Below are 24,907 nucleotides of genomic sequence, written 5' to 3' on the forward strand. Positions count from 1 at the left end.
GGGCGATGACGATCGCCGGACGCTCCCAGTTGACCGACACCGCCCCCGCCGCCGACCTCTACGAGGTCATCAACCGCCGCCGCGACGTGCGCCGCGAGTTCACCGGCGCCGAGATCCCCGAGCCGGTGCTGCGCCGGGTGCTCACCGCCGCGCACAGCGCGCCCAGCGTCGGGCTGTCCCAGCCCTGGGACTTCGTGCTGGTCCGCGACGAGTCCACCCGCCGCGCCTTCCGCGAGCACGTGCTCGCCGAGCGCAGCGTGTTCGCCGCCCAGCTCGACGAGGAGCGCGCCGGGACGTTCTCCAAGATCAAGGTCGAGGGCATCGCGGAGTCCTCGCTGGGCATCGCCGTCACCTACGACCCGCACCGCGGCGCGCCGCAGGTCCTCGGCCGTCACGCGATCGCCGACGCCGGGCTGTACTCGGTGTGCCTGGCCATCCAGAACCTGTGGCTGGCCGCCACCGCCGAGGGGCTGGGCGTCGGCTGGGTCAGCTTCTACCGCGAGGAGTTCCTGCGCAGGCTGCTCGGCATCCCGACCGGAGTGCGCCCGGTCGCGTGGCTGTGCGTGGGCCCGGTGCGCTCGCTCGCCGAAACCCCCGACCTGGAGCGTCACGGCTGGCGGCAGCGGTTGCCGCTGGACGACGTCTTGCACTACGACAAGTACGGGAACGGTCGCAACCGGTAGCCTGAGCGCGACAAGACCGCACCGGCACGCGGTTCCACGACGAGGTGCGCCCCTGCGAGGAAGCGGTGCAGCACGATGACCCGCTGATGGCCGGCCACATCCCGGCCCAGGACCGCGAAGTGCGGTCGCTGCTGGATTCCGGCCGCTTCGCGGAGGCCGAGGCCGCCTTCGAGGAGCTCATCGAGGCCGGGGCGAACCGGGTCGCCGAGCAGTGGAACCGCTCGGCCGTCCTGGTGCACCGTGCGTCCCTGGCGTGGCGCCTGAAGCACATCCCCATAGCGCTGGAGCTGCTCGCCGAGGGCTGGACGGAACTCGACGTGGACCGGCCCGAAGGTGCGGCCGCCGCGCACACCGTCAGCATGCTCGGCTACCTGCTGGAGACCATCGGCCACCGCGGCCCGGCGCTGGAGATGATGGCGCTGTCGGTGCAGCTCGCCCGCGACACCGACGACTCGGCCGCGCTGGCGCACTGCCTGAACCGCGAGGGCAACGCCCGGATCTTCCGCGCCGCGACCCTCCCGCTGGAGGAGCGGGGAGCGCAGTTCGCCCTGGCCCGCGACCTGTTCGACGAGTCCCGGATGCTGACCAAGCCCGGCCAGGTGAAGCGCTCGGCGATGGCGGGGCTGGCGCGGGCGCTGGTCGGCGTGGGAGACCCGGACGCCGCCGAGCGCGTCGCGCAGGAGGCCCTCGCGCTGGCCCGCGCGGCCGACGACTGGTTCACCTCCTCGGTGGCCAACTGGGTGCTGGCGGTGGTGCGCCGCCAGCAGCACCGGCTGGAGGAGGCCCGGACGCTGGCCAGCCGGGCCCTCGACGCCGCGGAGACCATCCGCGACACGATGCTGATGATGCAGTTCTCGCTCGACCTGGCGGGCATCTGCGAAGCGCTGGCCGACCCGGTCGGCGAGGCCGCCGCACTGCGCCGGACCGTCTCGGCGAGCCGGCTGGCCGTCGACGCGCTGCGCGAAGGGCTCGGCCAGGCGCTGGAGCAGCGCCGCGTCGCGGTGCAGGCCCAGCGCATGGCGCTGGCCGCCCGCGAAGCCGCGCTCCGCGACCCGCTGACCGGCCTCACCAACCGCCTGGGCCTGGAACGCCGCGCTCCGCTGCTGCTGGAGCAGACCGCGGCCGCGGGGCGCGTGCCGTGGCTGGTGCTGCTGGACGTCGACTGGTTCAAGGACGTCAACGACCGCGCCGGGCACCCGGCGGGCGACGTCGTGCTCCAGGAGGTCGCACACCTGCTGCGCCGCGAATGCCGCGCCGACGACCTGATCTGCCGCTGGGCGGGCGACGAGTTCGTGGTGCTGCTGGTGGGATCCAGCGAGGACTCCCGCGAGGCCGGGCCGGTGGTCGCCGAGCGCATCCGCGCGGCGGTGCACAACCACGACTGGCGCCTGGTGCTGGGCCGGATCACCAAACCGCCGACCGTGAGCATCGGCGTGGCGGCGGGCCCGGCGAACCTGGAGCACCTGTTCGCGGCCGCGGACATCGCCCTGTACCGGGCGAAGCGAGCCGGGCGCAACCGCGTGGAGATCGACGAGAGCCCGGCGTCGGATCCGTCGACGACGGCCTGATCGGACGCCCGCGCCGCACTGCTGTTCCGGCTCCGGCGCGGTACTAGGATCGACCGTCATGCGCACCGCGCGAGAGCCGGGAGAACCCGCCTCACCAGCTACAATAAGCCCGGAAGCCCGGAAGCCCGGAAGCCCGGAAGCCCGGAAGCCCGGAAGCCCGGAAGCCCGGAAGCCCGGAAGCCCGGAAGCCGGTGCGGTCGTGGCGGCGCGCGCAGGTCGGTGGGATTCCGCGCCGATCCAGCGGCGGGTGCTGGGCGTCGTCCGCACCCTGACCGCGCTGGACCGCCTGCTCGACGTGCTCCCGCTGCTGGCCGACGACATGCGCGTGGAAACCCGCTTCGCGGTGGCGACCGGATCCGAGTTCGCGACGAACCTCGCCGAGCAGCTGCACCTGCACGGCGCCCAGGTCGTCGACTGGGAAACGGCCATCGGCAAGGACTTCGACCTCGCCATCTCCCCCAGCGGCAACGGCCCGCTGCACGAGCTCGAAATACCGGTGCTGACGCTGCCCCACGGCGCCGGTCACAACAAGCTGCGAGCCACCGAAAGCGGTGTCACGGCTGAGGTTTCCGGCCTCTCCCGCGCTCAGCTGACGCACGAAGGCCGAGTCGTCCCGGCGGTCGTCGGCCTGTCGCACCCGAGCCAGCTCGCCCAGCTCCAGCACCAGTGCCCGGAGGCAGTGCCGCACGCGGAGGTGATCGGCGATCCCTGCTACGCCCGCCTGCGAGCCAGCCTGCCCATGCGCGAGCAGTACCGAAGCGCGCTCGCCGGTGACCGCAGGCTGGTCCTCGCGGCATCGACCTGGGGCCCGGAGTCGCTCTTCGCCAAGCGCGGTGACCTGGCAAAACTCCTGACCGCCGACCTGCCGGACCACCGGATCGCCCTGGCCCTGCACCCGAACGTCTGGCAGAAGTACGAGCGGCTCCAGCTGGAAACCTGGCTCCGCACGGCCCTGCACAACGACCTGCTGCTGATCCCCCGCCTGCGAAAGTGGCAGGCAGCACTGGTAGCCGCGGACGTGGTGATCAGCGACCACGGCTCACTGGCCCTCTACGCGGCAGCGCTCGGAAAACCACTGCTACTAGCGGCATTCGGCGACGCAGAGGTGGTCCCGGGATCCCCGATGGCGCTCCTCGGCGACCGAGCCCAACACCTCGACCCGACCGCCGATCTCCTACCCCAGATCGAAGCGGCGACCCCGGTCCCGAACCACCACGAGCTCGCCGACCGCACCTTCGCAGGCAACTCCCACCAACGCCTGCGAGAACTGATCTACCACCACCTGGACCTACCGGAACCACCCTGGCCGGCCCGCCCAGAACCAGTGGACCTCTTCACCCCTCGCTGAGCTTCCGCCGAACCCGCTCGGCCTTCGGGCTTCTGGCCTGCTCGTAGATCTCCAAAGCTTCCTCCAGGCACTCCCGCGCACCTGGACGGCCGAGCGCGGTCAGCGAATCCGCCAGCAGTTCCAGCGGTTCCGCGACGTCGAAGGACGAGCGCTCGCGCGTTGCCGAAATCGCTTCGCGGAGCTGGGAAGCAGCCTGTTCGTGCTGGCCGAGCGCTTGGTGGACGCGCGCCGCGGCAACGCTGATCCGGCTGGGCGTCCGCTTGTCCCCGGGGAACCCGGCGATCAGCTCCGTCGCCGAGCCGAAGGCCTGGAGCGCTTCCTCGTTGCGGCCGAGCGCGGAGAGCGACTTGCCGATCAGGTAGTCCTGGATCGCCATGCCGCGCTGGCGTCCGAGCTCGGCGTTGAGCTGCCGCGCCCGCCGGAAGTTCTCGATGGCTGCTCCGAATCGCTCGAGAGCGTGCAGCGCCTTGCCCTGGAATTCCAGCGCCGACGCCAAGATCCGCCGGTGCCCGGCACGCTCGGCGACCGCCACGGCCTCGGCGCACTCGGCGAGCGCTTCATCGAGCTCACCGCACTCCACCAGCAGCTGGCCGCGCAGGCTGCGCATGCGCGCTTCGGCGGGCAGATCCTCGATCGCCACGGCAGAAGTGACGGCCTCGGCCAGGGCGGACAACGTGTCGGAGTAGTGCTTGTCCTGGTTGTGCAGCGCCCACAGCGGGCCGTCGCAGAGCGCGATCACGTCGACGTGCCAAGCGCTTTCGGCCGCCAGCCGGACCATGCCGAGCAGGTTGACGCGCTCGCTGCGCAGCCATTCCAGCGCTTCCTCGCGCGTGAACGGGTTCTCCCCGGTGACTTCGTCATCGACGACGCGGAGCCTGCTGGGCTCCGTCACCATCCGGTCCGCGAACGCGCCCTGCTGCCGGTACCACGCGACGAGGCGGCGGACCGCGTCGTCGGACGACGCGTCGGACGCACCGAGGGTTTCGGCGGCGTGCTCGGTCACGAGGTCGTGGAGCAGGAACTGCTCCTGATCGTTCTCTTCCACCAGACAAATCCTGTGCAGCTCGTCGAGATGGGCTTCGGCGTCGATCTCGGTGAGGTCGGCTAACGCCGCGACCGCCCCGGCAGGCAGCGCGAGTCCAACTCGCCCCAGCAGCCCGTACACGCGGGCTTCGGCCCGCGTCAGCTGTTCGACCGCGAGGTCCAGTTCGGCGAAGGCCCTGCGGAAGTGCGTCCGCCGCCTGCTCCGCTCCGACAGCTCCCGGACGGCACGCGCGATGGTCCACGAAGTCCGGCGCGCCAGCAGCCCGATCATCACGTTGAGCGCGATGGGCAGCCCGCCGGACCTGGCCACCAGCTCCGCCGCTGCGTCAGGCTCGGCGTCCACGCGCTCCCGGAGATCCTTCCGCCGCAGGCAGTCGAGCGCGTGACCCGAGTTGAGCGGCTTCAGCCTGATCGGCAGGGCCCCGTCGGCCGCGAGCTCGGCCCCGTCCTGGCGGCTCGTGCACAGCACGACGCTCGCACCGGACGCGGGCAGCAGCTCCAGGACGTCCTCCAGCTCGACCACGTCGTCGAAGAGGAACAGCAGCTTCCGGTCCTGCGTCCAGCTCCGCAGCATCGCGACCTTGTCGTCGGTCGCCGGCGGGATCAACTCCGCCTCGACACCGAGCGAGCGCAGGCAGTGCTCGGCGGCATCACCCAGGTCCCGCGCCCCGCGCCGGAAGTCGAACACGATCTGCCCGTCCTCGAACCCCCGTTTGACCAGGTGCGACCAGTGCACGGCGAACGCGCTCTTCCCGACACCGCTGACCCCGCTGATCACCGCCCACGCGGCCCGCCCCTCCCGCGACTCCCCGAGCAGCTCGTCCAGCTCGGCGAGCGGACCGTCCCGATCGACGAAGTGAGCAGGCGCGGCGGGCAGCTCCCCCGGAGCCACGGGCTGCGCGCCAACCGCCTCGTGAATGTGAACGTCCCCGCGCAACGCCCCGACCTGCACGATGTTGCGCGCGGAACCGCGGTTCTCGTTGCCCATACCCACCCCGGCGACCCCGAACGGTAACGATCACCTGACGATACGCGACGAACCCAGCACTGCCCGCCGCCTGGCGCGAACCCGACCGGTGCCAACCCGCCCCAACACGCCAGGTACCCTCCAACCAGGCCCTCGTAGCTCAGGGGATAGAGCACCGCTCTCCTAAAGCGGGTGTCGCAGGTTCGAATCCTGCCGGGGGCGCAAAACCGCTGGTAACAGCAGTGGGGGCTGATCTAGTTCGAGATCAACCCCCACTTTGTCCCCACCTTCGGGCTCAGCCCTCCAGCTGCATGTTCGCCAGCGCCTCGGCGGCCGAGCTGCTAACGATCCCCCGGTTCATGTACACGTCCTGAGTCATGCTCGGGTCGTCATGACCGAGGGCGGCCCCGCAGGAACCGCAGAAGTCGAGCGCTTAGAGCATCGACGTCCTGACTGCACAGGGTCGGCTGGGCGCGTCGCCGAGGTGGTCACCTTGCCACTCCAGCAGGCACCGAGCGGGTGCGCCTCGGACGGGGTTGCCTGGCTGCGGTCCTGAGGCGGTCAGCTCATCCGTCGTGCGGGAGGGTCCACAAGTGGAGTGCGGTCCCGTCCTCGGCCGCCGTGTACCAGGTGCCGCGACCCGCCGAGCGGGGAGAACCCGAGATGGGGAAGGGATAGTCGATCCGGCCGCGCACGGTCATCGTGTTCACGTCGACGAGCCAATGGCGGGGATCCGCGGCGCTCTCGATCCCGGCCACGATGGTGTCGTCGTCCGGGAACGCCGCCTCGAAGTCCCAGCAGGGACGGTCGTCGCCGCTCTGCGGCACCGCGTCCGCGGCGTTCAGCCGCCGCAGTTCCACGCCGTCCTCGGCACGGCGCAAGTAGAGGGACCACTGCCCCGGATCCGTTGCGACGAGGTGGTCCCCGGATGGGCTCACCGCGAGGAAGACCTCCTCGTCGAACCGCTGGACGCTGAACTTCGCGCCGTCCCAGTGGCCCCACAGCACGGGCGACTCCTCGTGCCCCTCAGCGACGGTCAGCCCCATGTACGCGGGATTCGGGTGCGGGGAGTGGAAAGAGCCCGATCCCACGGTCATCGTCTCGGCACGAGCCAGCACCCTGCCGTCGGCGGGGTCGAGGATCAGCCACTCCTCCTTGACGTCCTCTCCCGCGCAGTTGCGGACGTGGGCCCACAGGAGCTTGCCGTCCGAGGAAAAGGCGGCCGATCCGCGGTCGGCCTGGCCGTGGTAGTAGTCGTCGGCGTACTCGGCGAACGACGCGTGGGCGTCGGTGCACACCGCGGCCGACCAGCAGCCGTGCCGAAGCTCCCACCGCACGGCACCGGTCGGGTCCACCGCTTGCAGCGCGTGCACCCCGGCGAACACGGCGAGATCGGCCTCGGGAGAGACCGCCACCGAGCCGAAACGGCGCGGCCACGGTGCCGGGAAGCGAACCACTGCTGCCGGACCGTCCAGGTCGCGGACGACCAGTTCGGCGTCCCCGCGCTGCACCAGCAGTTCGCGCCCGGGCCAGTGCCGCACCTCTGGCGCGTCCGCGGATGCCGGGTCCAGCGGAGCATCGACGGTGGCGACGAGACGAGCGGTGTACGGCCCAGCACTCGCTCGACCGGAATCTGTTGCCATGGCGGTATCTATACACGAGCCGCTGGGCTACCGGTACGGCGTGCGAGCCGGATCGCGCAGCGTGGTTGCCCGCTCACGACTGGGTTGCTGATCCGTCATCGCCGCCTCGCACGAGATTACGAACGCCGGACCACCAACTCCGAAACCACGATCGAACTCGCGATGATCCGTCTCATGGCCACCCGGCTGGCCGACCAGACCGTCCACTGGTCCAACACCACCGAACGCGAAGCCGCCCGCCGACTCACCGCGGAAACCATCTCGCAGCGCAATCAATCACCCAACAGCCTCTGAGGCGATCCCCACTTTACCCCCATGAATCAACCGGAAATGTCCGTCAACGACGCCAAGCGACCGGCGTTCGCAATCGGAATCCGTTGAGACCACCGGTGAGACCGAGGTTTCGCCAGGCCTCCACCAGGTCGGCGGCGGTCAGGCAGCTGGTGCTCGGCGTGGTGGCGCGCATGTTCTCCGTAGTGCCAGGCGGTGCGTCGCACGAATGTATACGCACAGGCTGACGATCTACCGTGCATCAGCGCGCTGGTTCCCGGCCGGGACTGAAATTCGCTGCTAGTGCCGTTTCCTGGATCCGTCGCGGTGATCGGCGATACCGTGCTGCGCGGGAGGGTGGCTATGCGACACGAGACGACCGTGACGATTTCAGCGCCGCCGGACGCGGTTTGGGCCGTGCTGGCCGATGTGCCTGGTTGGCCCGGGTGGACGCCCACCGTCAGCTCGGTCGCGGCGTTGGACGGGGCGTTGCAGGTCGGGCACCGGTTCCGGGTCAAGCAGCCCGGGGTGGCCGCCGCCGTGTGGGAGGTGGTCGAGGTCGAGCCGGGCTCGTCGTTCTGCTGGGCCACCCGCTTCGCAGGCGGCCGGATGGTCGCCTCGCACTGGATCCGGGCCGTCGGCGAAGTCAGCGAAGTTCGGTTGCGGATCGACTTCACCGGTGGTCTCGCGCGCCTGCTGACGCCCTTGGTCGCCGGGCGCATCCGTCGCTTCGTCGACGAAGAAGCCGCAGCCCTCGTGCGCACCTGCGAATCACCTGGCGACTGATCGCTCCGGAGAGATGGCGAGGTCTGTCAGGAGCATCGCGAGGACTCGTTCTTCGTGGACCGGGGTGTCGGCGTAGACGGCACGCAGGGCCGTGAGCGCGGGCATGAGGTCTTGGGCGGCGTCGTGCTCTCCGGTCAGGCCGCATTCACGGGCGTAGGTTCGTGCGTCGAAGTGCCAGGAACGCGATTGCGGGGCGACCGAGAGCACCTGGTCGGCGATCGTGAAGCCCGGAGGGTCGAAGTCCGCTCGCGCGTGAAGCACGCAGCCTGCCGCGACAAGTCCCGCCAGCAGATCGAGAGCGGCTCCGGAGGCGATCCCGTCGGTGCACACCAGCGGTGGGCACCGCGCCCCGAGCGCGTCCGCCGCGGCTTCAGCAACGGTGGGGTTCTCGCAGACGAAGACGTCGAGGGCGGGAACACTCCAGGTGCCGGTGAGCGTGCGCAGACTCAACCAGATCGGTTCCCCGGGCGCGGCAGCGCACAACCTCGCAGCAGGGGAATCACCGGTCAGCGGCAGGTTCAGCACCAGAACTCGGGATGACACACCGTCGCAGACCACTCCGGCAGACGCCCACGCGGCGCGCCACGCCCGTCCCGCCCGCTGCGGCCTCGGGAATCCGTGGGCTATCGCCAGCAGGCGGGCCGTTGCACGTCCCAGCGGTTGATCGGAGTCGAGCGCATGAGCGTCGTGCAGGACATCCGCGGCGAGCTGCGCGAGACGGATCCCGGCATCGACCTGGTGCAGATGGGCTATCACCGCCGCGACCTGCACCGCCAGCCCTTGCAGCGCTCCGGTTCCCGGGCGTGGGAGGCCGCCGGCTGCCAGCCACTGGTCCACGTCCGACGGGTCCACTCCCACGGCCGTCAGTGTTTCGACGGTGCGCGCGCGTTCCGCATCCGCCACATCCCGTGCTCGCTCATGACGAACGCGATCCGGCTCGATCGCTTCGCCGCGGAGCGACTCGACCAGGCTCCGCACGGTCAGGTCGTGCTCGGAGAGCTTCGCCGCGAGGTCCTGGAGCCGCACGGGTCTTCCGGATAGCTCCCAGCCCGTACCAAGCACCAGCGCGACCTGGTGGCGTTGTTCGGTGGTCAGCGACAGAGCCGTCAACGTCCCCGTCTCGGTGCGGTGTCCGCGTCTGGCCCGGGTGTGCACGGCGGCGAGCACCGCAGCCGGGCCCGGCAGGCCCGCCCATTCCGCGATGCCCGGTGGAAGTCCGGCCATCACTCGGTGGCTCCCGCGGTGAACAGGCCGTCGGCCGGCAGAGCGTCGGCCGTGCTCCGGTCGGGCGTCGGAACAGAGCGCCACTCGCCACCGCACCACAGATACGGAACGGCGTCGACGCCCGCGAGACCTTTGTGCCTGGCCAGGTCGTAGACAGCGACCGCCGGCACGGTCGGATACTTGCACCACTCGTCGTGGGCGGTCAGCATCACGTCCAGGTCGAAGCTCACGGTCAAGCCCATGAAGGATGCCTTGATCTCCTCGTCCACGCCGGTCATCGCCTCGTCAAGCCACACGCATCTGGGTGCGTGCTCAGCCGCCGCGTTGTAGGCGACGACCGCTGCGGCAAACAGCGGCTGGGACAGCAGGACGACCTTCTCTCCACCGGATTTGGCCCCGTGCTTGGCCGCGTCGAACGGAACCCACCGGCTCGTCGAGGCGGACCGGTACTGCAGGGAGAGTTTCAGCCAGCCGCGGTAGTCGAGGGCAGCGGAGAGCTGTTCCCGCCAATCGCCGGATCCCTCGGCCGCAGCGTTCGCCCTGGCCTCGTCGATCTTGCGCGCGAGAAAGGCGCGCACCGTCTCCTGCCGGGTGGATGAGAGCTGCTGGTAGCCCTGGGTGAGTGCGTCCACGACCGTGCCTGCGTCCGGGTCGGTGGGATCTGCCTGCCACTTCAGCTGGACCGCGTTGCCGTGCCGGGTGGGATGGCTGGTCAGCTGCCGGTTGATGTCGTTGAACGTGCGGGCGGTGTAGTCGAGCCGGTCCTTGAGGTGCTCGATGAACGTCGAGCCGAGCAACGTGGCCAGTACTCGCTGCTGCTCGGCATCGAAGGCGGTCTCCTGCTCGCTGACCTGGTTCGCGAGCAGATCTGCCGCGGCCGCGGGCGATTGCCTGCCAGTGCTGCTGTCGACGAGGACTACCACGCGCGGCACCTCGTCGTCGCCCTCCGGCTCCTGCACCCCGGCGTCCCGGTCGGGCAGGAGGTGCTGCCGCAACTCCTCCAGCTTGCTGTAGCAACGGCGCCAGGCTTGATCCACGCCGGAGGCTTCCGGGAGTCCGCGGCGTGCTGCGCGAGTCGACTCACGAGCGGACTCGATGGTCCGCCGCTCCGGTTCGGCCAGTCCGAGGGGTGGTGCGAGACCCGCGTCGTAGACCTCCCACCACTTCACCAGCGCGGCGTCGCGGTTCTTCTCGGCAGCTTCGCGGCGCTCTTCGTGCTGGGAAAGAGTTCCTTCCGCCTTTGCCACGACGACCTGTGCGTCGGAACGCCTCCGGTCAAGTTCGTCCAGCTCTCGATCCAACAGCTTCAGCAAGCGCTCTAGCTCGGTACGGCGGTCCAGCTGCTCACGGTCGCCGCTGGTGAGTGCCTGCTCAGCTGTGCCCAACCGGACCTGGAGCTGCCGCCGCTGCTCGCTCAGCTCCTTCAGCTCGCCGTCAACCCCAGCCATACGTCGCTCAGCCGCATCGAGGTCGCGTTCTGCGCGATCGCGAGCCGCTGTGCTCAGTCCCAGCAGTTCGAGCAGTCTGGCTAGGTCGTTCAGGACTTCCTGGTATTTCTGCAACGCAGTGTCGAGATCACCGAGATCGTCCAAGGGGAAGGAGTGCTCGCTCGCGAAGGCGGAGAAGGCCGCCCACGCAGCGTCGCTGGCCTCCTGGTCGTCGCGATGAGCTTCCTCTGCCCGACTCACCTTGCGCTCGCAGTCGGCAACCCGGCGTTCCCTCTCCCGCAACGTGGTGACGGCATCCGTGACGGGCCGCTCGCCGGGAATTCGCGCGGCCTCGTCGGCGACCCGACGCAGGTCGCCCTCGACTCCCTCGATCCGCGCCTCGATCGAGCTGAGCGAAGTGTCCAGCTCGGCCAGTTCCTCCCGCAGGCGCTGGAGCTCGCGCTGCCGGGCGGCTTCCCGGGCAGTGGCGCCGAGGTACGACGCGGGTTGGCCGGCTTCGGCTCGACCGGTCAGGGCGGCGCACCGCCACGTTCCGTCCGCCGCCAGCCAGGTGTCCGCCCCTCGGTCTCCTGCAGGTCTTGAGTCGTGCCAGCCGACCGCCGCGAGCAGCGTGCGGATCGCGGATTCCGGGACACCGCCCACCGGTGTGGGTTCCAGCACTGCCGTCAGGTTGGTGGCGGGCCGGCCTGGTCCGATCTGGACGAATGTGTCGGCCGGATCGCCATCGGCGGTCACGGTCAGCCCGCCGTCCGGGGTGACCCAGGCGTCCAACAGGCCGGACGCGGCCAGGGTCGCCTCCAACAGTCCCACCTGCTCGGCGGGCAGTTCAGCGACGGGCTGCACGCACTTCCAGAACGGCGCGCCCTCCTCGCTGCCTGAATCTGGCCGGTCACGGCGGATCCACAAGCTCGGTGGGGCCGGGGGCCGCTCGGTCCTGGAGAGCACGTCGCCGAGTTCCTCCGAGACCCGATCGCGGGCTGCGATGACTGCAGACCGCTGGTGGGCCAGGTCGGTGCGTTTTGATCGCAGGGATTCGCGGACCTCGTCGACGTGCCGGCCGATAGCCGCATCCGGTGAGACGCGCCGCGCCTCAGTCGGGTCCACGGCGGTCAGCTCGGCGACCAGATCGCACCAGTCCTCGACCTGGCGCTCATCCGCCCTGGCGAGGACGGCACCGGCGTTCCATTCCCGGATCTGTCTGCGGAACGTCTCCACTGCGCCCGCGACCTCGTCGCGGGCTTCTTCCCGGTGCTCGGCCGCCTCGGCCAGGTCGTTCTGGCGATCAGAAAGCGCCTCGCCGGACCGGATCGCGGCCATCTCGGCTCGGTCGAACGTCTGGCGCAGGCTGCGCAGCCGGGCGAAGCGCTCGCGGCGCATCGTGAGATCGACGCGCAATCCGGCCAGGTCGCGATTAGGAAGATGCCGGGCCGTCGAACCGCGCAGGCCGGCCGGCCGGGCCGTCTCCTCGACGCGTTCGGCGGCTCCCGCTGCCTTCGATTCGGCTTCCACAGCGACCTGAGAGGCGTCAGCGGCAACCGAGGCAGCCGCGGACACTTCGTTCTTAGCCGCCGCGCGCCTGCGGTTGGTCGCGGCGTCTCGATCGTTCAACGCCCGAAGCTCGTGCCGGAGTGCATCAACGCGGCCTGATGCGTTGAACGCGTCTTTAAACGCCTGGCTGCCGACCAGTTCCAGAAGCTCGGTGTGGCAGTCCTGTCGCTTCAACCGGGCGGTTTCAACACTTCCCTGCAGATCACCGACCTGCTCGCGAGCCTCGGTGAGAGCCCGCTCGGCGTTCCGCCGGGCTTTCGTGGTGTCGTCCAGAACGGTGGTCGCCGAGCTCAGATTGTCGGCCCGGTTGCGGACGACAGTCTGGGCCCACGGCCTCCACCCGGTGCGGACGAACGTGGCGAGCCGCATGGCGGCGCGCCGGGTCTCCTCCACCGCATCTCGCAGTTTCTCGAGGTTGTCCCACCCGTCGGCGAGCTGGGTGATCTCCGTGCCGGCCAGCGGCGGCAATGCGGCCCGGAGGGTGTCAGCCAAGCTGGTGGGGTTGAGGCGCTCGCCGAGCTTGGGCCTGCGCAGCTGCTTGAGCAGCTCGGTCAGGTTGTCGTAAGCCTCAGGGCTCAGCCCGAACAACTCGGCGGCCAACCGGGCGCGATACCTGCCGGCTCCGTCCGGCACCGAGACCCCGGGGAGCTTCTTGAGCTCCTTCTGATCGAGTGGCCTGCCGGCCGACGCCAAGTGGAGATCACGGCCTGGTCGGAGCGTAGTGACCAGGTGCCAGGTAGTCACCGCGGAAGTGCCGCTGCCGCGGCGCGCGCTCACGCCCATGCCGCACACGAAGAACCGCTGCGTGCCGTCGTCGTCGAGCCTACCGAACTCGACCCAGGCATAGCCCAGCCCGGCGTCCGCTGCCGGACGGGGGTCATCGTCCTCACCTGTAGGCAGGAGGTTGAAGCGCATCGTGCGGTGCTGCGAACCAAATGGATCGAGCACGGACGCACCGATCTCACCGCGCAGAAGCATCAGCGTGGTCAGTTCGAGCACCTTCGTCTTGCCTGCGCCGTTGCCGCCGCGCAGCACCAGACGACCGTCGGCGAACCAGAACTCGGCCTCGTCGTACTCCCACAGGTTGACGATGCCCACGCGCAACGGCTGCCATCGACGAAGCGCGGGTTCGGGCAGCCCACCGGCCATAGCGGCCGACAGCCACTGCTCGCGGTCGGTTCGTAGCTGGGTCACTCCGCCTCCTCGTCCAACCTCGCGTTCAGGACAACGACCTGCGGATCCCGGTAGCGCGCGGCGACAGCAGTCAGCCACCAAGCGTCCCCGGTCTCGATCGGCCGCAACAGGTCCAGCGCGCTGAGCAACTCCTGTGCCGTGGACTCCACCGCGCCGTCCGCACGCAGCTCGTTGATCAGCGCCTTCGGGTAGCGCACCTTGACCTCGGCAGCAGCTGCCCTGAGGTCCTCGCTGGTCACGACCGCACCGACACCACGCGCGCGGAGGAGTTCGTCAAGCACCATCAGAGCGACGAAGTCGGCGGCGCGCGTCCGGGGAAACGGCAGGTCCGTGTCGGTCTCGTTGACGGCGATGAGCGCCATCCCCTCGGCTCGTTGTTCGACCGTCCAGCCGGTCATCTCCGCGCACCAGGCCAGCACCCTGTGACGCTGGCTGGTCAGGTAACTCCGTTCGGCCTCGGTGAGATCGCCGTGCAACAGCACCGGCAACTCGATCAGCCGTCGCATGAGGCTGTGCCGGGTGGCGAACTCATCGGGCGGCCTGTCGTCGCGCCCTCCGGCAAGGGCAACGCGCAACGCGAGCGGATCTGCCATGCGCAACAACAACTCCCGGCGCACCTCGTACGCGCCCCCGACAGCATCGCGACGGTGCGCCCAGCCCTCGCGCTGTTCGTCATCGTCGCGACCGGTCGGCCGCAGAGCGCCTACAGACACCAGCAGCTGGACCGCCTTCACGAAGAGCTTCCGCTCAGCGAACCGGTCGGGGTCATAGGGCGAGAGCGCGACGTCCTCGTGCGCGGACAACGCCCGCACCCGGTCGGACAGATCCTGCGTGGTGGTGATGTCCTCAGCGTCCTCGGCGGCCGCCGCACCGAGAATGGCCAGCACGATCACTCGCCGGGACGGTGGTTGGAACCGGCGAGGCGCGAGCACGGTTCCGTCGACCGGCAGCCGGAACAGGCGGGCAGCGGAATCCGTCACCACCAACCGGTAGCCGAGCCGGTGGGAGAACCACTCGCCGAGGACGACCTGGTGGACACGAACCAACGACCACACCTCGGGGTGACTGCGGCGTTCCAGCACCGGGAAGCGCAGCAGTGTCGTGAAGGCTCGCTGCCGCTCGACTGCGTGGCGGCTCACGCGGGATCCATCCGGAAGTGCCAGTTGAGCAGCACCATGCTGCCGCTTTCCGCGTGCAACGTCGTGGTGTCGTGCGCGAATTCCGGTCGGTGCAAGGTGATACGCCACCGCCCATCACCGGTGACCGAGCTCTCCGATCGCGTTCGCCGGACCACTCCGATCAGCTCCATCAACAGGTCGAGTTCGGCGTCACTGACATCACCCCATTCGGCCAGCCGAGTACCCGAGCGCTGCCGCAGCGCGGCCTCCGCGCCATTGCGGGCGGCTTCAGCGGCTCGCCGGGCCCGGCGAGCCTCCCGCTTTCCGGTGGAGTAGTCGGGAATCTTGGCGCGCCTGCCGACCGCAGCCCGCGCGCCCTGCTCGCGAAACCTGGCGGTGACGGGTGCGGCCGGCGCCCTCATCCAGCTCAGGTCGTGGTCGTCGGCGGAATCCGACGTCAACAGCAAGTGCCTAGCGGAGAACTGACCCACCGCGGTGTCCCAGGCCTGCCAGGCGGTTTCGTCGTCGGGTGCCTGCTCCACGGCGCGGGCCAGCGCCAGCAGCTCTGTACGCCGGGTGACTGCGCCGCCAGTGTCGAGCAAGATCTTCATGTTGCGCGCCCACGGCGCGACCAGATCCCGGAGCTGCCGCCGCAGCCTCCGAGCCTGACTGTCCGAACCGCCGAACCAGGAAGCGAGTGCCTTCCAGGTACCCATCCAGCGCTGCGCCTGAGCTGCCACGACTTCGTCGCCCACCTCGGCATCCACCGTCGCGCGCACGCACGCGCGCCACACCTCGGGGGTAAGCAACGGATCCAGCTCACCCACGAGTTCCGCAATCCGCGGGCTGTGCACGTCGACCTGTTCTCCCCACATGCCGATGTAAGAGCGCAGCGTCTGCCACAGCTCGTCCTGCTTGCCGACGTCGGGACCACCGGACAAGGCGTGTGCCAACGTGCGCTGCCAGGCGCGGGCCGAGGTGGCCATCGCATGGTGCATGGCTCCGATCTGCTGGAACTCGGTCGCCGCGCTGGTGTACACGGCCTGCTCGATCGACTCGGCGAACGCGACCAGCCGGTCGTGGATGGCGCGCGGTGCCAGAGTCAGATCACCGGCGGCTTCCTCGGCGTCGTCGACAGATGACCAGAAGGCGTGCAGGCTCGCCGCCTGCGGCGTGAGCTGGTAGCGGTCGCGCCTGCGCAGAAAGTCCTCCCCGATGCGCGCCGGTTCCTGCCAACGTGTCAGCACCCGCCACCGCACCAAGCGGTCCAGCCGCGCGTCGAGGTGCAGCACTTCGGGGCCCATCAACCGATCGACGACATCGGCCGACATCCGATCCGCGAGGTGCGCACGCACCCCGGCCGCCACCTCGTCGTAGGACAGACCGGTCAGGCTGGTGTCCTGCTGGGCAAGCAGGACTTCGACGATCACCCGGTACTGGGCGGCGAACCGCGAGGTCAAGTAGGAAGGAACCGGCTCGAGGCCGGGGAGCACCGCGGACCACGGATCGGCAGGCGCCTCGGACTCCGGCGTCTCGTCGTGATCGATCACGAGCCTCAGACTACGGAGGAGAAGCACTCAGTTACGGACAATGGCGACACATCACCCGTTCTGGTGAATCCTGGTTGCTCCAGACGGTGCGTACTGACCGCCGGTGAGGATCGTCTCGGTCTGACCACGACCGTCGCCTCCGTCGAGGGCGCCAACGTCAAGTTCGGCATCTGGGTCGATGACGAGCCCATGCCGTGACCGGCTCTTGCCGGGTGGCCGGGGACTAGACGATCATGCCGGGGTGGCAGAGCACGAGGCTGATCCTTTGGCCGCAGGCGATTTCGACATCGAATCGCCCAACGCCGCTCGGATGTACGACTACTACCTCGGCGGCAACGCGAACTTCGCCGTCGACCGGGAGACCGCCGATCGGTTCCTCAAGGTCGTTCCCAGCGCTCGGCAGTGGGCCTACGCCAACCGCGCCTTCCTCGGGCGCGCAGTGCGGTTCATGGTGGCGCAGGGCGTGGACCAGTTCCTCGACCTCGGGTCGGGCATCCCGACTGTCGGCAACGTGCACGAGATCGCCCAGGAAGCCGAGCCCGCGGCTCGCGTCGCCTACGTGGATCGCGAGCCGGTCGCGGTCGCGCACGCCGAAGCGCTGCTCGACGGCACGCCGCGGGTGAGCGTCACGCAGGCCGACATCCGCGATCCCGAAGCCGTGCTGAGCGCTCCGGGGGTCGCCGGGCTGCTGGACTTCAGCCGCCCCGTCGGCGTGCTGGCCGTTGCGATCCTGCACTTCGTGGCCGACGAGGACGATCCGGCGGAGATCGTGCGCCGCTACCGCGCGGCCTGCGTGCCGGGCAGCTACCTGGCGCTGTCGCACCTGTCCCCGATCACCTTCACCGACGACCAGCTCCGCGGCGCCCACGCGATCTACAACCGCACCTCCACACCCGGCACGCTGCGCAGCCGCGACCACATCGCCGAGCTGCTCACCGGCTACGAGCTCGTCGACCCCGGCTTGGTGCTGCTTCCCGAGTGGCGCCCGGACGACCCCGTCGACCGCGAAGCTGCCGCCCGCACCAACAGCTACGCCGCCGTCGGCGTCCTGCCCGCCGGGTGAGCCCCGGAACTACGATTCCGGGGTGGCCATGGATTCGGTTGATCGGATGGTCGCCGAATGGAATCGGCGGGCACCCTCGCTCGACGTCGAGCCGTTGCAGGTGATCGGCCGGCTGCTGCGGTGGGCGGAGCACGGGCAGCGCGCGATCAAGGACGCGTTGCGCCCGCTGGGGCTCAGCTACGGCGATTTCGACGTGCTGAACACGATGCGGCGGCGCGGTGATCCGGCGGGCGTCAACCCGCGCGAGCTCGCCCGGTCCTCGCTGGTCACCTCCGGTGCGATGACGGCTCGGCTGGATCGGCTCGCCGAGGCCGGTCTGGTGGTGCGCGAGACCGACCCGGCCGACCGGCGTGCTGTGCTCGTGCGGCTCACCGAACGCGGCGAGCAGCTCGCCACCGAAGCGCTGGCAGCGGTGCTGGCCGCCGATGAGGAGCTACTCGCACCGCTCGACAGTGCTCAGCGCGAGCAACTCGCCACGTTGCTGAAGACCGCGCTCTCGCCGCACGAGACCGGCTGATCACCTGGCCTCGAACGCCGCACGGTAAGCGGCCGCGCCGGGGAGCGCTTCGAAGGGCCACGCGACCAGACCGACGACGGCCCGGCCCGCCAGCTCCTCCTCCACCTGCGCCGCGGTGGTCAGCGGGGTGCCGCCGCAGACCTCCACGACCTCCGCACCTGCGGCGACCGCCTCGACCGCCGCCGCGACGGCGCCCTCCGCATCGGCGACCGGCACCACCGACGTGCGCCTGCCGTCGACCTCCACATCGACGCGCCGCGCTCCGGGGTCTTCGAGATCGGCCCCGTAGATGGTCACGGAGTCGCGCACCTCGCCGGCCCCGGCACCGAAGGCGAATCCGGACACCCCCACCGGCGCCCGCCCGTCGACGGCGTCGACGACCAGCCGCGCTTCGCGCAGGCTGAAGCCGCGGTAGAGCTCGACCAGTTCGAGCCCCGCTGCGGCCTGTGCCGCGACCACCTCGGCAGCGGCTTCGGCGTCGGGCACCCACACGAACGCGTTGACCCCGCCAGCGACCTGCTGCTCGATTCGCTGACCAGCGCGTTCGGCGCCGGGAGCGAGGAAGACGAACATCGTGTCGATCGGTTCCACCGGACACCTCCGATTTAGCTTGCCATTGAACTACTCAACACCAAGCCAAACCCGGAACCCTCGACGGCTATTCCCCGCGGTGGACATCGGTCCCCCGAAAGCGCTCCGGAGAACGGTTCGGTGGGCCATGATTCCGGCATGGGCGAACGTGAGGCCGATTCGGAAGTGGTGGAGCGGTTGCTCCAGGACGAGCTCAGCCGGGGCGATGCCGCGCTGGCACGCACCGAGACCAAGACCAGCACGCTGCTCGCCGTGTTCAGTCCCATCCTCGCCGTCGGGCTCGCCGTGCTGCCGAAGGCCGCCGCGCCGCTCACCGCCGTTCTGCTGTTCTGGGCCGCGTTGACGCTGCTCGCGGTCGCTCTGCTGCTCCTGCTGTGGGGCGTGCGGCCGCGGTTGCGGCGGAGCGGCTTCACCACCTACGAATCGATGACCGACGCCGAGATGCTGCGGCACTTCACGCGCATCTCGGACGATCCGCAGCGCTGGCACCGCGAGCGGTTGCTCGTCGTCGCTCAGGTCGGGGCGACGAAGTTCAAGCTGCTGCGCACGTCCAGCCTGCTCATCATCAGCGCGCTGCTGCTCGCTATCGCCGCCGCCATCGCCTCCGCGACCTTGGCCTGAAACGGCGAAAAGCCGGTGCGCCGTTGTCGCGCACCGGCTTTCGGATGTCAGCCGCAGATCGCCGCGTCGACCAGTTCCCGGTACTTCGGGGACATGACGTTGGCGTTGGTCACCGTGGCCGCGTGCCTGCCGTCGGTGGTCACATCGGTGTTCGACATGAAGCCGGGGACCATTCCGTTGTGGCCCCAGGTCACCGCGCCGCAGGACAGCGTGTAGCTGATGAGGCCGAGCCCGACCTCCGCGCCGTTGGCCGGGACCGTCCGCCGCATTTCCGCCAGGCTCTCCGGCGAGGTGAGCTCACCGGCGACCACCGCCTGGTAGAAGCGCGTGATGTCCTGCTGGGTGGAGATCATGCCGCCCGCCGGGCCGAAGAACGACGGCTCGAACGCGGTCGCGTCGATCCACAGGAAGAACGGCGGGATGCGGCCACCGATGTAGCCGTTGATCAGCGGCGCCGGGATGGAGCGGTCACCCGCGGCCGGGTAGCTGGTGCCGGTCAGGCCGAGCGGCTGGATGATCCGGTTCGTGATCTCCTGGCCGACCGGCGCGCCGGTGACCTTCTCGATCAGCATCCCGAGGATCTCGTAGTTGGTGTTGGAGTAGTGGAACTCCGCGCCCGGCTCGCTCACCGACGGGTGGCTGAGCCCGTCGCGCACCAGCTCGATCAGCTCGTAGGTGCCGTCCGGGTTGGCCTTCGGGGTCGGGTTGTTGTTGGTCGGGATGCCGCTGGTGTGCTGCAGGAGCTGGCGGACGGTGATCGCGTTCCCGTCGTGGCCGTTGCCGGCGACCAAACCGGGCAGGTAGCGCTCGATCGGCTCGTCGAGGACCACCTCGCCCTCGTCGACCAGCTGCATCGTCACGACCGCGGTGAACGTCTTGGTCTGGCTGCCGATCCGGTAGTGGTCAGCGGACGTGATCGACCGGACGGTGCCGTACTTGGCGGTGCCGGCCGAAAGCTCCCACGGACCGGCTCCGCTGTCGGCGTAGACGGCCGCCCCCGGCCCGACCTGCGCCTGGTAGTCCTTCAGCACGTCCTGGACGTCCGCGGGTTCGGCCGCCTGGGCCGAGACCGGGAGGGCCAACGCGGTCGCGACCGCGGCACCTAACGCCGCGAGCCGCCACTTGCCCGGATGTCTCGTCATCTTCGTCTCCTCGCTGAGTTTTCGTCGGTGTTCGTCCCGTGAGCGTTTTGGGGCGCTATGGCACCGCGAACCACTCACGGGGCCTGACCAGCTGAATCCGTTGGACTACGCGCCCGTCTGGTACTGGCAGGTGGCCAGGATGAGCAGCAGCAGGAACAGGACCGCCAGCGCCGCAACGCATCCCGCTCCTTCGCGCTCGTTCTCCCGGTATTCGGTGCGGCCGCCGGGTTCGACGTCCGGGTGCTGCTCGGCGTAGTGCTGCGCCAGTTGGCCGGCGCTCCCCGGCTCGGTCAGCCACGGCGTCCGGTAGGCGCACTCGCCGCACCAGCACCGGCAGTCCCCGGCCATGTCGTCCCTCCAGAGCTCCTGGTCCGTCCCCGGTCGGTCGGGCGTCCCCCTGCCCGACCGACCGGACCCCCGGTCATGGACGTTCCAGGCGCTTCATGATCAGGTCGACGTAGTGGTTCATGTCCGCCTGCAGGCACGGCAGCGAGGCGTGCTTGCCGGTGCAGCCCTCCGCCCACTCGCTGCCGTCGCCGTAGTCGACGAAGGTGTGCGGGATTCCGGCGGCGGTCAGGTTCGCCGAGGTCACCAGGTTGGTGTCCTGGACGATCTTCTCCGCGACCGCCTGCACCGGGTTGACGGTCAGGTCACCGCCGTTGCCGGTGTACAGGGCCACGCCCATGCCGCGCAGGGATTCGACGTGCTGGGCCGGGCTCTGCGCGTTCCACACGCCGTCCAGCGGCCAGACCGGCGAGCCGAAGATCGCGTCGGGCGCCACCGTCGGCGTGCCGGACGCCTCCATCACCGAGGTGCCGATCACGGCCGCGCGCACTCCCTGGTTGAGTAGGTCCAGGCCACCGGAGAAGGCGCCCACGTAGCTGAACAGCTCCGGCCGGTGCTCGGCATAGTGGAACGCGCCGAAGCCGCCCATCGAGTGCCCGACGATCGCCCGGCCGTCCCTGGTCGGGATGGTGCTCAGGTTCGCGTCGATCAGCGGGATCAGCTGGTCGAGGTGGAAGCTCTCCCAGTTCTGCGGGCCGACCGGGCCGGGGTTCACCCAGTTCGAGTACCAGCTGCGAACCCCGTTGGGGTGCACCGTGATCAGCGGCTCGTCCTCGGTCGCCTGCTCGGCCATCTGCTGGTTGGCCTTGGTGTTGGGCAGATCGGGGTTGCCGTGCAGCGAGTACAGCACCGGGTAGCGCTCGGCGCTGTCGTAGTCGGCGGGCAGCGTGACCATGATGTCGTGCTGGCCCGCGGTCTGGCCCGGCAGCAGCGTCGGGTTCGGCACCTCGTCGGAGGCGACGGCGAAGACGAACGTGCGGTGGTTGTCGTCGACCCACTCCGGCTGGCTCATCACCGTCAGCCCGAAACCGTCGGCGAGGCGCGGTGGTTCGGGTGCAGCGGAGGCGCTGGGAGCGACCACCGCGGAGGCGGCCATCAGACCTATCGCCAGTGCGGCCCGGCCTCTTCTCATCACATCAGACCTTTCCCAGGGGTGAACCGCCCGGCTGTCCCGACCGGCACCGCTGATCTTGCCGTTCGCGCTGATCAGCGGACCAGGACACCGAACCGGCCATGCATGTCCGGTCGGCCGGATAAGGTCCGATGGCCGAGATCATCCGGACGGGAGCCCACGTGACGAGCGAGTTCGGGCCGCTGCTGCGCCAGTTGCGCAAGCAGGCGGGCATGACGCAGGAACGGCTCGCGGAGCGGTCCGAGCTCGCGGTGCGCACCATCCGCCGGCTGGAAACCGGTGCCGGGAACGATCCCCGCGTCGGCACGGTGAAACTGCTCGCGCAGGCCCTGGACCTCTCACCGGACGACCGGCAGCGCCTGATGGCCGCTGCCAGCAGCACGCCGCTGCCCGTCGAAGAACCGGCTGCCGAAGCGCCGGCCGAGCGGCCTGCCGAAGCGCCGCCTGAGCGGCGGACCGCCGCCCAGCGGACCCTGGACGAAGCCGCCGAGCAGCTCGCGCAGGTGGTCGCCGCCCGCTGGCAGCGCGAGGAGGAGCACCGCCGGGTCCACGACCCTTTCCAGCTGCCGGTGCGGTTCCGGGCCGGCGAATCGACCGGCGGGCTCGGCGAGATCGTCGACGTCTACCGCCGGACGCCGTCCGGCCGCCTGGTGGTGCTGGGCCGTCCGGGATCCGGCAAGACGATCCTGGCGCTGCGCTTCGTGCTGGACCACCTGCGGACCCGCCGCGACGCCGATCCGGTGCCGGTGATCTTCAGCGTCGGGTCGTGGGATCCGACGGCCACCGCGCTGCGGGACTGGCTGATCGACCAGCTGCTGCGCGACTACCCGGGTCTGGTCGCGACCGCTCCCGACGGTTCGACGCTGGCCGCCGCGCTGGTCGAGACCGGCCGGGTCCTGCCGGTGCTCGACGGCTTCGACGAGATCTCCAACGCCCTGCACCGCGCCGCGCTGGAGGCGCTCAACGCCACCACGCTGCCGCTGCTGCTGACCAGCCGTCCCGGCGAGTACGGCAGAGCGGTGGAAGCGACGGCGTTGGCGCGCGCCGCCGAGATCGAGCTCGTCGACCTCACCCGCGCCGATCTGACCGACTACCTCGGGACCGCGTGGGCTCCCGTCCTCGACGAACTGCGCGATCGACCGGAGAGCCGCGCTGCCGCCAACATCACCGCAGCGCTGACCACGCCGTTGATGGTCGTGCTCGCCCGAACCGTCTACCGCGACGCGAATCCTGCGGATCTGCTGGACACCGCGCGGTTTCCGACACCGGGGGCCGTCGAGGCGCACCTGCTGGGCAGCTTCGTGCCGACGCTCTACCGCCCTGGCCCGCCGCAGCAGTCCACCAGCGGTCGGCCGCGCCGCAGCTGGGACCCGGCGCTCGTCCAGCGCTGGCTGGGCCACCTAGCCCACCACCTGGACCGGCGCGGCACGACCGACATCGCCTGGTGGCAGCTGGGCAGCACGGTGCGCCGCTCGACGCGGATCCTCGCCGTCGTGGTGGCGAGCACGGTCATCACCAGCCTGCTCGACCTCACCCTCAGCCTGCCCGCGTACCTGCAGCACCTCGGCTTCGCCGGCGGAATCGGCGCGGCAGTGCTGGAGGCGTCGCTGATCGGGCTGGCGATCGGGCTGGCGATCGGCCTGGTGCACGGGATGGCGATCGTCTACGGCGGTGTGGAGTTCCGGCCGGCCCGCATGCAGGTCCGGTTGCGCGGCCGGGGCGCCGGGCGCAAGACCAGCCGTTCGTACGTCCGCAGGTTCGGCGCGGGCATGGTAGGCGGGTTCGTCGTGGGCATCGGCGTCTCATCGACGAACACGCTGGTGAGAGGCCTGCTGCACGGATTCCCGCCCGCTGGCGCGGCGATCGGCGTGACGCTGGTCGACGCGTTCCTGTTCGGGCTCATCTTCGGGCTCTCCGCGGCGCTGGTGCTGATGCTCGCCGCGGTGCTGGAGAAGCCCCTGGACATCGACTCGGCCGCTGATCCGGTCGCGATGCTGGCCGAGAACCGCCGCACCGTGCTGCGCCAAACCCTGCTGCTGGTACCGGTGCTCGTGCTCTCCATCGCCTTCGGCGGCCAACTCGTGACCAGCCTCTTCCAGGGGACGCTGGGCCCGCTCGTGTGGTTCCCGCACGGCGCCTTCGTCGGGCTCCTCGGCGGCATCAGCGTGACGCTCGCGTACTCGCTCGCCTTCACCGCGTGGGGCCAGTGGATCCTGCTCGCCCGCTTGTGGTCGCCGCTGACCGGACGGCTGCCCTGGGCGACGATGGAGTTCCTGGCCGACGCCTACGAGCGCGGGGTGCTGCGCCAGTCCGGAGCCGTCTACCAGTTCCGGCACGCCCGTCTCCAGGAGCACCTCAGCAGCGCTCGGCGTAGTGAGTCAGGGATTCGCCGAAGAGCGCTTTGAAGTCGCGCGCCAAGTGGGCCTGGTCGGCGTAGCCGAGTTCGGCCGCCAGCGCGGCCCAGTCCAGCTCCGCGCCCGCCGCCATCCGCTCGGTCACCTCGTGCAGGCGGTAGCGGCGGATCACCCACTTCGGGCCGATGCCCACGTGCTCGGCGAACAGGCGCTGCAGCTGCCGGACGTTCGTGCCGAGCTCCGCCGCCAGCGCCCCGACCCTGGTGATCTGCGGATTCGCGGCGATCATCGCGACGATCCGCGCGGCCTGCTCCGCCTTCGCATCGGGCTCGGGCGCGTGTTCGCGCAGGAACCGCTCGACGGCCCGGACGTCCGGTGACTCCGGCAATCCGCTGCCGAACACCTCGCGGGCGTCGATGGACCGGTCGGTGATCGAGGAGACCGGTGCGCGCAGGAACGGGCGGAAGCAGCCGGGCCGGAACGCCACGCCGAACACGCCGCCGCGCCCCGCCAGCACCTTGAACTGGTGCTTGCTGGAGACGCCGCTGATCGTCGCACCGCCGTCCTGGAACGCCAGGTGCACGTTCGGGTAAGGCACGATCAGCTGCCGGTACGGCTCCGCGTAGTCCCACGACACGATCCAGTACCTGGCCACGTAACCGGCCAGATCCGGGGAAGGCGGCGGGAAGGAGTGGCGCTGGAACCGCCGCCAAGCACCGCCGACCTCCCGAACGTCCCTGGACACGTCCGG

Annotated in this window: 19 protein-coding genes and 1 tRNA gene; 9 read left to right on the forward strand and 11 right to left on the reverse strand. The window is 70.1% G+C overall.

Going from position 1 to position 24,907, the window contains the following annotated elements; all coding sequences use genetic code 11:
- Positions 1–5 precede the first annotated feature (5 nt).
- The 3 genes from bluB to ATL45_RS09250 all read left to right on the forward strand — a co-directional run bounded on the left by bluB (position 6) and on the right by ATL45_RS09250 (position 3,599).
- A complete protein-coding gene (gene bluB / locus ATL45_RS09240; RefSeq protein ID WP_093155835.1) occupies positions 6–683 on the forward strand; it encodes a 5,6-dimethylbenzimidazole synthase in 678 nt (225 codons plus the stop codon).
- Positions 684–748: 65 nt separating this feature from the next.
- On the forward strand, positions 749–2,251 hold the full coding sequence (locus ATL45_RS09245; protein ID WP_342775258.1) for a GGDEF domain-containing protein: 1,503 nt from the start codon (positions 749–751) through the stop codon (positions 2,249–2,251).
- A 199-nt stretch (positions 2,252–2,450) separates the two neighbouring features.
- Positions 2,451–3,599 carry a CDP-glycerol glycerophosphotransferase family protein gene (locus ATL45_RS09250; protein ID WP_093155837.1) on the forward strand — a complete coding sequence of 383 codons (1,149 nt, stop codon included), beginning with the start codon at positions 2,451–2,453 and terminating at the stop codon, positions 3,597–3,599.
- Here the strand turns inward: ATL45_RS09250 and ATL45_RS09255 are convergent.
- A complete protein-coding gene (locus tag ATL45_RS09255) occupies positions 3,586–5,631 on the reverse strand; it encodes a tetratricopeptide repeat protein (protein WP_093155838.1) in 2,046 nt (681 codons plus the stop codon). The genes ATL45_RS09250 and ATL45_RS09255 overlap by 14 nt on opposite strands.
- A 128-nt stretch (positions 5,632–5,759) precedes the next feature.
- On the opposite strand from ATL45_RS09255, the gene ATL45_RS09260 reads away from it, so the two are divergent.
- Positions 5,760–5,832: transfer RNA gene (locus ATL45_RS09260), tRNA-Arg, on the forward strand.
- A gap of 344 nt (positions 5,833–6,176) precedes the next feature.
- Here ATL45_RS09260 and ATL45_RS09270 read toward each other — a convergent pair.
- Entirely contained in the window at positions 6,177–7,253 is a 1,077-nt protein-coding gene (locus tag ATL45_RS09270) for a hypothetical protein (protein WP_093155840.1), read from the reverse strand.
- Positions 7,254–7,886: 633 nt separating this feature from the next.
- On the opposite strand from ATL45_RS09270, the gene ATL45_RS09280 reads away from it, so the two are divergent.
- Entirely contained in the window at positions 7,887–8,309 is a 423-nt protein-coding gene (locus tag ATL45_RS09280; RefSeq protein WP_093155843.1) for an SRPBCC family protein, read from the forward strand.
- Here the strand turns inward: ATL45_RS09280 and ATL45_RS09285 are convergent.
- Genes ATL45_RS09285 through ATL45_RS09300 form a run of 4 tightly spaced genes read right to left on the reverse strand, consistent with a single transcriptional unit; the run spans position 8,295 to position 16,391 of the window.
- Positions 8,295–9,533, reverse strand: a complete 1,239-nt coding sequence (locus ATL45_RS09285; protein ID WP_143121700.1) for a TIGR02679 domain-containing protein — start codon at positions 9,531–9,533, stop codon at positions 8,295–8,297. The two genes, ATL45_RS09280 and ATL45_RS09285, sit on opposite strands and share 15 nt — an antisense overlap.
- Positions 9,533–13,723 carry a TIGR02680 family protein gene (locus ATL45_RS09290; RefSeq protein WP_093155846.1) on the reverse strand — a complete coding sequence of 1,397 codons (4,191 nt, stop codon included), beginning with the start codon at positions 13,721–13,723 and terminating at the stop codon, positions 9,533–9,535. The genes ATL45_RS09285 and ATL45_RS09290 overlap by 1 nt, the downstream gene beginning before the upstream one ends.
- Positions 13,720–14,970 (reverse strand): TIGR02678 family protein, encoded by a 1,251-nt coding sequence (locus tag ATL45_RS09295; protein WP_211841201.1) that lies wholly within the window; start codon positions 14,968–14,970, stop codon positions 13,720–13,722. Before ATL45_RS09295 ends, ATL45_RS09290 begins: the two co-directional genes overlap by 4 nt.
- Positions 14,859–16,391 carry a DUF2397 domain-containing protein gene (locus tag ATL45_RS09300; protein WP_211841202.1) on the reverse strand — a complete coding sequence of 511 codons (1,533 nt, stop codon included), beginning with the start codon at positions 16,389–16,391 and terminating at the stop codon, positions 14,859–14,861. Before ATL45_RS09300 ends, ATL45_RS09295 begins: the two co-directional genes overlap by 112 nt.
- Before the next feature lie 241 nt (positions 16,392–16,632).
- Between ATL45_RS09300 and ATL45_RS09305 the strand changes: the two genes are divergently transcribed.
- The gene (locus tag ATL45_RS09305; protein WP_246025245.1) at positions 16,633–17,454 is read left to right on the forward strand and encodes an SAM-dependent methyltransferase; all 822 of its coding nucleotides are present in this window, start codon (positions 16,633–16,635) and stop codon (positions 17,452–17,454) included.
- Positions 17,455–17,482: 28 nt separating this feature from the next.
- On the forward strand, positions 17,483–17,971 hold the full coding sequence (locus ATL45_RS09310) for a MarR family winged helix-turn-helix transcriptional regulator (protein ID WP_211841203.1): 489 nt from the start codon (positions 17,483–17,485) through the stop codon (positions 17,969–17,971).
- Here ATL45_RS09310 and ATL45_RS09315 read toward each other — a convergent pair whose 3' ends face one another.
- Positions 17,972–18,562 (reverse strand): DUF6506 family protein, encoded by a 591-nt coding sequence (locus ATL45_RS09315; RefSeq protein WP_093155852.1) that lies wholly within the window; start codon positions 18,560–18,562, stop codon positions 17,972–17,974. It lies immediately after the preceding gene.
- Between the two features lie 138 nt (positions 18,563–18,700).
- Between ATL45_RS09315 and ATL45_RS09320 the strand changes: the two genes are divergently transcribed.
- Positions 18,701–19,183 carry a Pycsar system effector family protein gene (locus ATL45_RS09320; RefSeq protein WP_093155854.1) on the forward strand — a complete coding sequence of 161 codons (483 nt, stop codon included), beginning with the start codon at positions 18,701–18,703 and terminating at the stop codon, positions 19,181–19,183.
- 47 nt (positions 19,184–19,230) lie between these two features.
- Here ATL45_RS09320 and ATL45_RS09325 read toward each other — a convergent pair whose 3' ends face one another.
- The 3 genes from ATL45_RS09325 to ATL45_RS09335 all read right to left on the reverse strand — a co-directional run bounded on the left by ATL45_RS09325 (position 19,231) and on the right by ATL45_RS09335 (position 21,802).
- Entirely contained in the window at positions 19,231–20,325 is a 1,095-nt protein-coding gene (locus ATL45_RS09325) for a serine hydrolase domain-containing protein (RefSeq protein ID WP_093155856.1), read from the reverse strand.
- Between the two features lie 105 nt (positions 20,326–20,430).
- Positions 20,431–20,673 (reverse strand): hypothetical protein, encoded by a 243-nt coding sequence (locus tag ATL45_RS09330; protein WP_093155857.1) that lies wholly within the window; start codon positions 20,671–20,673, stop codon positions 20,431–20,433.
- A 73-nt stretch (positions 20,674–20,746) separates the two neighbouring features.
- Complete coding sequence (locus ATL45_RS09335) at positions 20,747–21,802, reverse strand: alpha/beta hydrolase (RefSeq protein WP_093155859.1); 1,056 nt, start codon at positions 21,800–21,802, stop codon at positions 20,747–20,749.
- Positions 21,803–21,963: 161 nt separating this feature from the next.
- Here ATL45_RS09335 and ATL45_RS09340 point away from each other — a divergent pair, with 161 nt between their 5' ends.
- Entirely contained in the window at positions 21,964–24,207 is a 2,244-nt protein-coding gene (locus ATL45_RS09340; protein ID WP_093156022.1) for an NACHT domain-containing protein, read from the forward strand.
- Here the strand turns inward: ATL45_RS09340 and ATL45_RS09345 are convergent.
- Entirely contained in the window at positions 24,158–24,901 is a 744-nt protein-coding gene (locus ATL45_RS09345) for an AraC family transcriptional regulator (protein WP_246025246.1), read from the reverse strand. The genes ATL45_RS09340 and ATL45_RS09345 overlap by 50 nt on opposite strands.
- Positions 24,902–24,907: the final 6 nt, after the last annotated feature.

It is taken from the genome of Saccharopolyspora antimicrobica, from assembly GCF_003635025.1.
GTDB lineage: Bacteria > Actinomycetota > Actinomycetes > Mycobacteriales > Pseudonocardiaceae > Saccharopolyspora > Saccharopolyspora antimicrobica.